Genomic DNA, 12720 nt, shown 5'->3' with positions numbered 1-12720 from the left:
TCAGCTCCTCTTCCGGGGGTCGGTGGACGGTTCCCAGCCGGGCCGCGGACGGTGCGACCCGGATCCTCCGGACGCTGCGCCGGACCGGGCGTCGTCGCGCGAGCGGTAGACGACGTAGGGCCGGAACAGGTACCCGACGGGTGCGGAGAACGCGTGCACCAGGCGCGTGAACGGCCACAGCGCGAACAGCAGGAACGCGGCGACGACGTGCACCTGGAACGCGACGGGCACGCCGACCATCAGTTCGGGCTGCGGCTGCAGGTACCAGAGGGAGCGGAACCAGGGAGAGATGGTCTGCCGGTAGTCGTACCCGTGCGCGGTCAGGAGCTGGGTGGTCGCCGTGGCCCAGGCCCCGGACAGCACCGACAGCCCGAGCATCGCGTACATGACCTTGTCCATCACCGTCGTCGCGAGGAACACCGCGCTGGTCACCCTGCGCCGGTAGATCAGGATGAGCAGTCCGAGCACGAGCACGGCCGACGCCGCCGCACCGGCCAGCGCCGCGACCAGGTGGTAGACCCCCTCGGGGATGCCGACCGCCGCGGTCCAGGTCTCCGGGATCGCCAGCCCGGCGACGTGCCCGAGGATCACCACGAGCAGCCCCAGGTGGAACAGCGGCGAGCCGAGGCGCAGCAGCCGCGACTCGTACAGCTGGGACGAACGGGTGGTCCAGCCGAACTTGTCGTAGCGGTACCGCCACACCGACCCGACGACCAGCACGGCGAAGGTGACGTACGGCAGCACCACCCAGAGCATCACGTCCATGGCAGAGCCCTTCCTCCGGCGTCTCCTCCGACGTCGCCCCCGAAGCCCGGCAGCCCTGGCAGCCCGGACAGCCCGACCAGCTCGGCGGGCGGGCCCTCCGCCACGAGGGTGGCCACGCGGTCGAGCGTGCGCGCGTCGACGGGCGGGAGGGTGAGACAGACGGCTTCGACGGCGGACACCCACGGAGAGTCCTCGGCCGCGAGCGCCGAGCGCAGCACCTCGATGCCGTCCCGGTGCGCGGCCAGGAGCGCTCCGGCGATGCGCGCCCCGTCGTGATCGGCCCGGGCGGACAGCTCCAGGACGCTCGCCAGGTGGTCGGGCAGCTCACCCCCGGTTACCTCCCACCCGACGGCGCGGTACGCCTCCGCGAACCGCAGCAGCGCGGCGCCACGCCGCCGGGTGTCGCCGGCCGCGTAGTACGACAGGTACAGCGTGCAGCGTCGCTTGAGGTCGAAGGTCGCGACGTAGGCGGCCTGGAGATCGTGCGGGTCGCCGTCGGCCAGAGTCGTGGCGAGCCGGGCGAGCCGCTGCGCCACGGGCTCCGGCAGCTGCCCGACGGCGGAGCGCACCTCGTGTGCGGCCGTCACCGTCTTCTCGTCGGGATAGGCCAGCAGGAGCGACGCGGCCATGTGGGCGAGGCGCCGGTCGGCGTCGGACAGCGCGACAGGAGCCAACGGATCGGCCTTCGACCGTCGGGACCCACGCAGCCCCGGCCAGGGCAGGAAGGAGCGGCTCACGATGCGTCCCCGTCCCGGGCGACCGTCGAGCCGGTGTTGCCCGACGGCGGGAACAGGCCCGCCGGCCGGCCGTTGCCGTCCCAGTTCAGGAGGTTGACCCGGCCCGGTGTGGAGGGGCCGTTCGGGGAGTCGGCAGTCTGCCGGGACGACAGGGCGTGGAAGTTCTCCACGGCGACCGGCACGGGCGGACCCGAGGACTCGCCGAGCGGGCCGGCGCCTCCCATACCGGGACCGCCCTCGTAGTCCAGGGAGCAGGCGATCTCCTCCAGGTCGCGGGCCTGCTCGGCGTGCGCGGAGGGAATCACGTACCGGTCCTGGTACTTCGCGATCGCCAACAGCCGGTACATCTCCTCGACCTGCGGGCCGGTCATGCCGACGGCGCTCGCGGTCTCCTCGTCCGGGGTGTTGCCCAGGTTGACGTCGCGCATGTAGGAGCGCATGGCGGCGAGCCGGCGCAGTACCCGTTCGACGGGCCGGGTGTCACCGGCGGTGAACAGCCCGGCGAGGTACTCCAGCGGGATGCGCAGGCGCGAGATCGCGGCGAACAGGGTGCGCGGGTCCTCGCCGTCGTTCCCGGAGCTCGCGACGACGTCGACCACCGGGGAGAGCGGCGGGATGTACCAGACCATGGGCAGCGTCCGGTACTCGGGGTGCAGGGGGAGCGCGACCTCGTAGTCGCTGATGAGCTTCCAGATCGGGGACGCCTGCGCGGCCTCGATCCAGTCCTCCGGGATGCCCTCGCGGCGGGCCGCGGCGACCACCTCGGGGTCATCCGGGTCCAGGAAGACGGAGCGCTGTGCGGCGAGCAGGTCGTGCTCGTGCTCGACGGCGGCCGCCTCGCCCACCTTGTCGGCGTCGTACAGCACGAGGCCGAGGTACCGCAGACGACCCACGCACGTCTCGGAGCAGACGGTGGGCAGGCCAACCTCGATGCGCGGGTAGCAGAGCGTGCACTTCTCGGCCTTGCCCGTCTTGTGGTTGAAGTAGACCTTCTTGTACGGGCAGCCGGTGACGCACATGCGCCAGCCGCGACAGGCGTCCTGGTCCACGAGGACGATGCCGTCCTCGGCGCGCTTGTACATCGCGCCGGACGGGCAGGACGCGACGCACGACGGGTTGAGGCAGTGCTCGCAGATGCGCGGCAGGTAGAACATGAACGTCTGCTCGAGCTCCTCGGCGACGTGATCACCCATGTGCTTGAGCACGGGGTCGTCCTGCATGGTCGCGGTGGACCCGGCGAGGTTGTCGTCCCAGTTGGCCGACCACTCGATGTTCATGGGCTTGCCGGTGAGCAGGGACGTGGGCCGGGCGACCGGGGTGTGCGCGCTCTGCGGGGACGACAGCAGCATGTCGTACTCGTACGTCCAGGGTTCGTAGTAGTCCTGGATGGACGGCATCTTCGGGTTGGCGAAGATCGTGGCGAGCTTCTTGAGCCGCCCTCCGGCGCGCGGCTTGAGCCGGCCGCGCTTGGTGCGGACCCAGCCACCCTGCCACCGCTCCTGGTCCTGGTAGGTGCGGGGGTAGCCGAGACCGGGCCGGGTCTCCACGTTGTTGAACCAGACGTACTCCGTGCCGGACCGGTTGGTCCACGCCTGCTTGCAGGTCACCGAGCACGTGTGGCACCCGATGCACTTGTCGAGGTTCATCACCATCGACATCTGGGCCATGACCTTCATTCGTAGCGCACCTCCTGGGAGCGACGCCTGACCACCGTCACCTCGTCGCGCTGGTTCCCCGTCGGCCCCAGGTAGTTGAAGGCGTAGGACAGCTGGGCGTACCCGCCGGCCAGGTGGGAGGGCTTGAGCAGGATCCGGGTCAGCGAGTTGTGGATGCCGCCGCGCAAGCCCGACGCCTCCGCGATCGGCACGTCGACCGTGCGGTCCGTGGCGTGGTGCATGTAGACGGTGCCCTCCGGCATGCGGTGGCTCACCACCGCTCGCGCCACCACGACGCCGTTGCGGTTCACGGCCTCCACCCACTCGTTGTCGACGACGCCGATCCGGGCGGCGTCGGCCGGTGACATCCAGATGTTCGGGCCGCCCCGCGAGAGCGACAGCATGAAGAGGTTGTCCTGGTACTCGGAGTGGATCGACCACTTGGAGTGCGGGGTGAGGTACCGGACGACGACCTCGGCCTCCGCCCCCGCTGGCCGAGCTTGTCGAGACCCGGGAGTGGTCTCGACAGGCTCGAGCCCCGGGGAGGAACCCGACAGCGGAGGCGAGTCCGGGAACAGCCGGTGCAGGTCCAGCGGCGGCCGGTACACGGGCAGCTGCTCCCCGAGCTCCACCAGCCAGTCGTGGTCCAGGTAGAAGTGCTGCCGTCCGGTCAGCGTGTGCCAGGGCTTCAACCGCTCCACGTTCACGACGAACGCGCTGTACCGGCGTCCGCCGTGCTCGCTGCCCGACCACTCCGGCGACGTGATCACGGGGGTGGGCCGTGCCTGCACGTCGGCGAACGTGATCCGCCTGCCCTCCTCCTCGCGGGCGAGGTCCGCCAGCGGCCTGCCCGTGCGGTGCTCCAGCCGTTCGAAGCCCTGCACCGACAGGCGGCCGTTGGTGGTCCCGCTCAGCGCCAGGATCGCCTCGCACACGTGCGTGTCCCGGTCGAGCCGCGGCCGTCCGGCCACGGGCCCGTCGGGCACCAGCCCGTTGAGCTCGCCGAGCCGTCGCACCTCGGCGTCGGGCGAGAAGGCGACGCCCTTGGTGACCATGCCGAGGCCTTCGGTCAGCGGACCGAGCGCCGCCATCCGGGCTGCGAAGGCCGGGTAGTCGCGCTCGACCTCCACGATCTTCGGCATGTTCACACCCGGGACCAGGTGGCGTTCCCGGAAGGGGACGGCGGCGTCGGTCAGGGTGCCGTGGGGCACGGCCATCTCGTCAGGGGTGTCGTGCGCGAGAGGCGACGCGACGACGTCGTGCCGCACGCCCAGGTGGTCCACCGCCATCGCCGAGATCTTCCGGGCTATCGCGTGGAACGCGGCGAAGTCGGTCCTGGTCTGCCAGGGCGGGTCGATGGCGGGGTTGAACGCGTGCACGAACGGGTGCATGTCCGTGGACGACAGGTCGTGCTTCTCGTACCAGGTTGCGGCGGGCAGCACGACGTCGGAGAACAGCGTGGTGCTGGTCATCCGGAAGTCCATGGTGACGAGCAGGTCGAGCTTGCCGCGCGGGGCGTCGTCGCGCCACGTCATGGACCGTGGACGGCGCTCCGGCGTGGACTCCTCCGCGAACACCGCGGAGTCGGTGCCCAGCAGGTGCTTGAGGAAGTACTCGTTGCCCTTGCCGCTCGACCCCAGGATGTTGGCCCGCCAGACCGACAGCACACGTGGGAAGTTCGCCGGGTCGTCGGGGTCCTCGACGGCGAACCGCAGCCGCCCGGCCTTGAGCTCGTCCACCACGTGCTCCGCCGGCTCCTTGCCCGCGGTGCGCGCCTCGTCGGCGAGGTCGAGCGGGTTGCGGTCGAACGTGGGGTAGCTGGGCATCCAGCCGCGCTGCGCCGAGTCCACCAGGGTGTCGGCGGTGGTGCGGCCGGCGAACGTGCCGGGAGCCAGCGGCGAGGCGAGGGTGTCGGCGGGCAGCCCGTCGTATCGCCACTGGTCGGTGGCCAGGTACCAGAAGGCCGTGCCGATCATCTGCCGGGGCGGGCGGACCCAGTCCAGCCCGCCCGCGTACTGTGCCCAGCCCGTGACCGGGCGGCACTTCTCCTGGCCGACGTAGTGCGCCCAGCCGCCACCGTTCACGCCCTGGCAGCCGGTCATCGTGGTCAGCGCGAGGAACGCGCGGTAGATGGTGTCCGAGTGGAACCAGTGGTTGGTCCCGGCGCCCATGATGATCATCGAGCGGCCGCCCGAGTCGACGGCGTTCTGGGCGAACTCCCGCCCGATACGGGCCGCCGCGGCCGCCGGCACCCCGGTGATCTCCTCCTGCCAGGCGGGGGTGCCGGGCGCCGGGTCGTCGTAGCCGTCCGGCCACTCGCCGGGCAGGCCGGGCCGGCTCACGCCGTACTGGGCGAGCATCAGGTCGAACACGGTCGTCACCAGGTGCCTGCCGACCCGCCGTACGGGTACCCCGCGGACGACGACGCCCTTGCCGCCGGTGTGCAGATCGCCCGCCGGTCCGCCGCTGTTGGTCGAGCCCTCCGCACCGCTGGTCGAGCTGGTCGAGGCCCCAGGGACGACGTCGAACCGTGGCAGGGCCACCGCGGCGGTCCCGACGGGCTCGGCCGGCGACGGGCCCACGACGTCCGCGACGCTCAACGCGGGGTCCACGTCCCCGAGGTCCAGGTTCCAGCGCCCTTCGTCCGCCTCCCCGTAGCGGTGGCCGAGGGTCCCGTTCGGCACCACGGGCCGCCCGCCCGAGTCCAGCAGCACGGGCTTGAAGTGCGGGTTCGCCTCGGCGTCCGCGCCGGGCAGGACGTCGTCGGACAGGTCCGCCGCCGTCAGGAACTTGCCGGGGACGTAGGCGCCTCCCGCGGCGTCCTGCCCGAAACCTGACGCTGTGTCGGGCACGGGCTCCAGCCGCACCAGGAACGGGGAGTCGCTGTACTGCTTCAGGTACTGCTCGAAACGGGGCGTGCGCCGGTCCACCAGGTACTCGCGCAGGATCACGTGTCCCATGGCGAGGGCGAGCGCGCCGTCCGTGCCCGGGTGCGGGGCGAGCCAGGCGTCGGCGAACTTCGTGTTGTCGGCGTAGTCCGGGGAGACCACCACCACCTTCTGACCGCGGTACCGCGCCTCGGTCATGAAGTGGGCGTCGGGCGTGCGGGTCACGGGGACGTTCGAGCCCCACATGATCAAGTACGCCGCGTTCCACCAGTCCGCGGACTCCGGCACGTCCGTCTGGTCCCCGAACACCTGCGGGGAGGCCACGGGAAGATCCGCGTACCAGTCGTAGAAGCTGAGCATCGTGCCGCCCAGCATCTGCACGAACCGGGCTCCGACCCCGTGGGAGACCATCGACATCGCCGGGATCGGCGAGAACCCGGCGACGCGGTCCGGCCCGTACCGCTTGATCGTGTGCACGTGAGCGGCGGCGACGATCTCCGCGGCCTCCTCCCACGTGGCCCGCACCAGCCCGCCCTTGCCGCGTGCCCGCTTGTACGCGGCGGCGGTGGACGGGTCGGCCGTGAGCTCGGCCCATGCCTCCACCGGGTCGTTCCCCTGCCGCCGGGCCGCGCGGTAGGCCTCGAGGAGCACGCCGCGGACGTACGGGTAGCGGACCCGGGTGGGTGAGTAGGTGTACCAGCTGAACGCGGCGCCGCGCGGGCACCCGCGGGGCTCGTACTCGGGGGAGTCGGGGCCGACCGAGGGGTAGTCGGTCTGCTGGGTCTCCCACGTGATGATGCCGTCCTTGACGTACACCTTCCAGGAGCACGAACCGGTGCAGTTCACCCCGTGCGTCGACCGGACCACCTTGTCGTGCGACCACCGGTCCCGGTAGAAGGAGTCGCCGTCCCGGCCGCCTTCCAGATACAGGCGGCGCAGGTCCTCGGACACCTCCCCGCGGCGGAGGTGCCGACCCAGCCTGACCAGTGCGTCCTTGGCGGCCATATTTTTCAGTCTCACCCGACCGGGGTGAACGCGCTACCGCACCGGAGGCCGGGCGGCGAGCAACCTCTCACATGGTGAAGCGGGCGACTGTGCGTTCTTCCTTACGGTCGATTAACTGCTCTTTGTCGGGCGATGAAACACCGCCTCCCTAGGTTCATACGCGTCGGTCCGACGTCGGGCCGGCCCCGGATCCGGCGCCTGTCGATCCGGGCGCGCCCGGCGTCGTCGGGCATACGCCCATGCAGGGAGGACAACGTGTCCACTCCGACAACACGCGACGACCAGACCTCGGCCGCGAGCGAGCCCACCGGCTCGATCGCCACCGAAGCGGCGCCGAAGTCAGCGGTCCAGCGGCACACCGGCCGCTGGATCGACCACTGGGACCCCGAGGACAAGACCCTGTGGGAGGACGGCGGCCGCCGGACCGCCCGCCGCAACCTCGTGCTCTCGATCTTCGCGGAGTTCCTCGGGTTCGGTGCCTGGGCCCTCTGGTCGATCGTCGTGCCGCAGCTGCCCGCGGCCGGCTTCGACCTGACCGTCGACCAGATGTTCTGGCTCATCTCGGTGCCCGCCCTCGTCGGTGCCACGCTCCGTATCCCCTACACGTTCGCGGTCCCCGTGTTCGGCGGCCGCAACTGGACGATCGTCTCGGCGCTGCTCCTCCTGCTGCCGATCGGCGCCCTGATCGGCACGGTCGGCGACCCGACCACCCCGTTCCCCCTGCTGCTCGGTGCGGCGGCGCTCGCAGGTCTGGGCGGCGGCAACTTCGCGTCGTCGATGGCGAACATCTCGTTCTTCTTCCCCGAGCGGGAGAAGGGTGCGGCCCTCGGCTGGAACGCCGCAGGCGGCAACATCGGCACGGCGGCCGTCCAGCTCGCCGTGCCGCTCGTCATCGTGACCGGCGCGGGAGTCGCGCTCGACCGGGCCGGTCTCATCTTCATCCCGTTCATCCTGCTCGCCGCGTTCCTCGCCTGGCGCTGGATGGACAACCTCAGCACCGCCAAGGCGGACCCGCGCTCGTTCGGTGTGGCGGTCCACGACAAGCACACGTGGATCATCAGCTTCATCTACATCGGCACGTTCGGTTCGTTCATCGGGTACGCGGGAGCGTTCCCGACGCTGCTCAAGGCCGAGTTCCCCGACGTCGCGCTGCCGCTCGCCTTCATGGGCGCGCTCGTCGGCTCGATCGCCCGCCCGCTCGGCGGGATCCTCGCCGACCGGGTCGGCGGCATGATCATGACCATCGCCTCGTTCGGCGTGATGGCGCTCGGTGCCATGGGCGCGATCTGGGCGCTCGGGACGGGCAGCTTCCCCGTGTTCTTCGGCTCCTTCCTCATCCTGTTCGTGGCCACGGGCGTGGGCAACGGCTCGGTCTACCGGATGATCCCCGCGGTCTTCCGGGTCAGCGGCGCGACGGCGAAGGCCGCCGCCGGGTGCATCGGCATCGCCGGCGCGATCGGTGCGTTCGGGGGGTTCCTCATCCCGCGCGGGTTCGCGCTGTCCACCACGGCGGCCGGGTCGCTCGTGCCCGCCCTGTGGTTGTTCATCGGGGTCTACGCCGTGATGGCGTTCGTGTGCTGGTTCGTCTACGGACGCGGCGCCATGGCAGAGGCACGGGTCTGAACATGCTCGCTTCCCCCGGAACCACCGTCGACTCGCACTGCCCCTACTGCGCGTTGCAGTGCGGGATGTCGCTGACGCGGGCCCGTACGGACGTGACGGCCGCACCCGAGGTGCAGCCCCGCGACTTCCCCACCAACCGGGGCGGTCTGTGCCAGAAGGGCTGGACGTCGGCGGCGGTGCTCGGGGCGTCCGACCGGCTCGTCACCCCGCTGGTCCGGGGCGCGTCCGGTGAGCTGGAGCCGGTGAGCTGGGACGTGGCGCTCGACCTCGTCGCGTCCCGGCTCGCGGCCCTGGCCGCGGAGCACGGCCCCGGGTCGGTGGCCGTGTTCGGCGGGGGCGGGCTCACCAACGAGAAGGCCTACGCGCTCGGCAAGTTCACGCGCACGGTGCTGCGTACCCCCAACATCGACTACAACGGCCGGTTCTGCATGGCCTCGGCGGCAGCCGGGATGAACAGGTCCTTCGGCGTCGACCGCGGTCTGCCCTTCCCGTTGTCCGACGTCGGGGGTGCGCAGGCGGTGCTGCTCCTCGGCTCGAACCTGGCCGAGACCATGCCGCCGGCCGTGCAGCATCTCGCCGGGGCGCGGGCGGCGGGCGGGCTCGTCGTCGTCGACCCGCGACGGTCCGCGACCGCCCGGCTGGCGGACCCTGCGTCGGAACAGCCCGCCGGTGGCGTGCACCTCGCGCCCGTGCCCGGCACGGACCTCGCCGTCCTGCTCGGGCTCCTCCACGTGGTGCTCGCCGAAGGACTCGCCGACCGCGCGTACCTCGCGGAGCGCACCACCGGGTTCGACGACGTCGCGCGCTCGGTCGCAGGCTGGTGGCCGGAACGGGTCGAGTCCGTCTCGGGCGTTCCCGCCACCGAGCTCCGCCGGGTGGCTCGGCTGCTGGCCGCCGCCGCGCCGGTACACGGCGGGGCCGGCGCGTACGTGCTGACCGGCCGCGGCGTCGAGCAGTCCACGCAGGGCACAGCGACGGTCACGGCGTCGATCAACCTGGCGCTCGCCCTGGGCCTGCCGGGCCGGGTCGGGTCGGGCTACGGCGCCATCACCGGGCAGGGCAACGGGCAGGGCGGCCGCGAGCACGGCCAGAAGGCCGACCAGCTCCCCGGCTACCGCAAGATCGACGACCCGGCGGCACGCGAGCACGTCGCGGCCGTGTGGGGCGTCGACCCGGAGACGCTGCCCGGACCGGGCCTCCCGGCGGTGCAGCTGCTCAGGTCCCTCGGCACGCCGGGCGGGCCGCGCGCGCTGCTGGTGCACGGGTCGAACCTCGTGGTCAGCGCACCCAACGCGAGCAGCGTGATCGAGCGGCTCAAGAGCCTCGACCTGCTGGTCGTCTGCGACTTCGTGCCGAGCGAGACGGCGCTGCTGGCCGACGTCGTGCTCCCCGTGACGCAGTGGGCCGAGGAAGAGGGCACCATGACGTCGCTCGAGGGGCGGGTCATCCGCCGTCGCGCCGTCGTGGCGCCCCCGGGCGAGGCGCGCTCCGAGCTGTGGATCCTCGCCGAGCTGGCGCGCCGGCTCGGTGCGCCCGAGGCGCTGGCGTTCCCGACCGACCCGGCGGTGGTGTTCGACGAGCTGGCCCGCGCCTCCGCGGGCGGCCCTGCCGACTACTCCGGGCTGTCCCACGCGCGGCTCGACGCCGACGAGGCCTCCGGTGGGCCGGGCCTGTTCTGGCCGGTACCCGCCGCGGCGGCAGGCGCCGCAGCGCCCGCCGCAGCCGTGGGCACGGCCGCCCCGGCGGAGCATCCGGGGACGCCGCGGCTCTTCCTCGAGCGGTTCGCCACACCCGACGGGCGGGCGCGCATGGTCGTCGTCGATCACGTGGGCCCGAGCGACGACGTGCGCCCCGGTGCTCCGTTCTACCTGGTCACGGGCCGGGTGCTGCAGCACTACCAGTCGGGCGCGCAGACGCACCGCGTGGCAGAGCTGGAGCGCCTCGTGGCCGAGCCGTACGTCGAGCTGCACCCGATGCTGGGCTTCCGCATCGGGGTGCCCGACGGCGCCCGCGTGCGCCTCACCAGCTCCCGCGGCCGGGTCGAGGCCGTCGCGCGCTGGACCGACGCCGTCCGCCCCGACACCGTCTTCATGCCGTTCCACTGGAGCGGCATCGGTTCCGTCAACCAGGTGACGACCGACGCGACCGACCCTGTCTCCGGCATGCCGGAGTTCAAGGTCTGCGCCGTGGACGTCACGGTGGCTCCGGCAGGGGCCGAGCCTGTCACTCCGCCGGTCGAGCCGGTCGAGACCCTGGCGACATCGGGTCTCGACAAGCTCGACCGGCGGCGTCCCATAGCGAAGGAGCTCTCGACATGAACCTACGTGTCCCCGTGAAGGTGGTCGTGGTCGGCTTCGGGATGGTCGGCTCGCGGCTCGTCGACGAGCTGCTGCGCCGCGAGCCCGAGGCGTTCGACATCACGGTGCTCGGCGCCGAGCCGTACGAGCCGTACAACAGGGTGCTGCTCAGCGACGTGGTGGCCGGCCGTACCGACGTCGCCGCCATCACCATGCCCCTGCCCGACGGCGCCCGGGTCAGCGTGCTCCGGGGCGTCACGGCGACCGGCATCGACCGGGAGTCGAGGGTCGTGACCGCTGACGACGGCACGACGCACCCCTACGACCACGTGGTGCTCGCGACCGGCGCGGCGGCCCGCATCCCGCCGATCCCCGGCCTCCGCACGGCCGACGGCGGCCTGCCCGCCGGCGTGCACGCGCTGCGCACCCTCGACGACGCCCGCGAGATCGTCGCCGCCACCGTGAACGCGCCGCGCGTCGTGGTGGTGGGCGGCGGCGTGCTGGGGCTGGAGGCCGCCGTCGGGCTCGCGGGCCGAGGGCTCAGCGTGACCCTGATCCACAACGTGCCGTCCCTCATGGAGCGCCAGCTCGACCCGGAGGCCGCGGCCGTCGTCCGGTCGGGCCTGGAGGCGCAGGGCGTCGCGGTGCTGCCGAACTGTCTGTCCAGCGAGGTGCTCGTGGCAGGTGGACGTGCGGTGGGGATCCGGGTCAAGGGCAACCCGGACCGAGTCCCGACCGGCGACGGGGGTGCGGCGCAGCGCGACGAGGTGGTCGCCGCCAGGCTCATCATCTTCTCCGTCGGCACCATCCCCGAGACCGGGATCGCCGCGGAGGCGGGACTCTCGACGGACCGCGGCATCGTCGTCGGCCACGACCTCGCCAGCCCCGACGACCCGCGTGTGCACGCGATCGGCGACTGCGCGCAGCCGCCGGAGGGCTCGCGCGGGCTCGTCGCCGAGGGCTGGGACCAGGCGCGCCGGCTGGCCGAGAAGCTGGTCTCGCTGGTCGAGCCGGTGTTTGCGCTGGTCGAGCCTGTCTCCTCGCTGGTTGAGCCTGTTGCGACCCCCGCCGAGCCCACCGCCCACCTCCGCCTGCCGCACGACGCCGCCCAGCCCAGCATGGCCGTCCGCCTGGGCGCCCTGCTGGCGGGCGGCGCGACCACGCGCGCGCAGTCGGACCGGGGCATCGACACCCGCGGGACCGACGTCGTGAAGGTCAAGGGCGGCCCGCTCAGCGTCACCACCATGGGGGTCTGCGGGCCGTCACGCCCCAAGGGTGCGACGCAGCGCGCGGTCCGCCTGGCCGACCCGGCGGGCGGCCGGTACGTCGAGGTCGTGGTGTCCGACGGCATCCTCGTGGGCGCCACCTGCGTGGGCGACCCGCGGGTCGCCGCCGACCTCACCGCCGCCTACACGCGCCGCACCCCGGTCCCGGTGGACCCCGCGTTCCTGCTGCTGACGCCGGTGATGCCGACGGCGGCCCCGGCGTCGTCCCCCGAGCACATGCCGGACGACGCGGTGGTGTGCCGGTGCAACGGCGTGACCAAGGGCGACATCACCGAGTCGTGCGGAGCGGGTGCCCACACGGTCGAGGAGGTCGCACGCGACACCCGGGCGACGACGGGCTGCGGCTCGTGCAGGGACGCGGTGTGCGGGCTGGTCGACTGGCTGCAGGAGACGAAAAACCCGGTCCCAGAACCGGCATGAGGCGTGCTTTGTACCCAGCGGTTGGGCCCACAACTCACTGCGGA

General features: G+C 72.3%; 7 protein-coding genes. 3 read left to right on the top strand and 4 right to left on the bottom strand.

What is annotated here, in order from left to right:
- The 4 genes from narI to LUU90_RS03990 are packed head-to-tail and all read right to left on the bottom strand — an operon-like array spanning position 1 to position 7050.
- Complete coding sequence (gene narI, locus LUU90_RS04005; RefSeq protein ID WP_275001993.1) at positions 1-765, bottom strand: respiratory nitrate reductase subunit gamma; 765 nt, start codon at positions 763-765, stop codon at positions 1-3.
- Positions 756-1502: a nitrate reductase molybdenum cofactor assembly chaperone gene (gene narJ / locus LUU90_RS04000; protein WP_275001991.1), complete on the bottom strand. Its 747-nt coding sequence runs from the start codon at positions 1500-1502 to the stop codon at positions 756-758. The genes narI and narJ overlap by 10 nt, the downstream gene beginning before the upstream one ends.
- Positions 1499-3178 carry a nitrate reductase subunit beta gene (gene narH / locus LUU90_RS03995; protein ID WP_275001990.1) on the bottom strand — a complete coding sequence of 560 codons (1680 nt, stop codon included), beginning with the start codon at positions 3176-3178 and terminating at the stop codon, positions 1499-1501. The genes narJ and narH overlap by 4 nt, the downstream gene beginning before the upstream one ends.
- On the bottom strand, positions 3175-7050 hold the full coding sequence (locus LUU90_RS03990; RefSeq protein ID WP_275001989.1) for a nitrate reductase subunit alpha: 3876 nt from the start codon (positions 7048-7050) through the stop codon (positions 3175-3177). Before LUU90_RS03990 ends, narH begins: the two co-directional genes overlap by 4 nt.
- 255 nt (positions 7051-7305) lie before the next feature.
- On the opposite strand from LUU90_RS03990, the gene LUU90_RS03985 reads away from it, so the two are divergent.
- Genes LUU90_RS03985 through LUU90_RS03975 form a run of 3 tightly spaced genes read left to right on the top strand, consistent with a single transcriptional unit; the run spans position 7306 to position 12676 of the window.
- Positions 7306-8673: an MFS transporter gene (locus LUU90_RS03985; RefSeq protein WP_425596178.1), complete on the top strand. Its 1368-nt coding sequence runs from the start codon at positions 7306-7308 to the stop codon at positions 8671-8673.
- A 2-nt stretch (positions 8674-8675) separates the two neighbouring features.
- Positions 8676-10991 carry a molybdopterin oxidoreductase family protein gene (locus tag LUU90_RS03980; RefSeq protein WP_275001988.1) on the top strand — a complete coding sequence of 772 codons (2316 nt, stop codon included), beginning with the start codon at positions 8676-8678 and terminating at the stop codon, positions 10989-10991.
- A complete protein-coding gene (locus LUU90_RS03975; protein WP_275001987.1) occupies positions 10988-12676 on the top strand; it encodes an FAD-dependent oxidoreductase in 1689 nt (562 codons plus the stop codon). Before LUU90_RS03980 ends, LUU90_RS03975 begins: the two co-directional genes overlap by 4 nt.
- Positions 12677-12720: the final 44 nt, after the last annotated feature.

Source organism: Promicromonospora iranensis (genome assembly GCF_028994775.1).
In the GTDB taxonomy this organism is placed as follows: domain Bacteria; phylum Actinomycetota; class Actinomycetes; order Actinomycetales; family Cellulomonadaceae; genus Promicromonospora; species Promicromonospora iranensis_A.
Note: the sequence above shows the minus strand (reverse complement) of the source record. Positions and strands in the feature narration are given on the sequence as shown.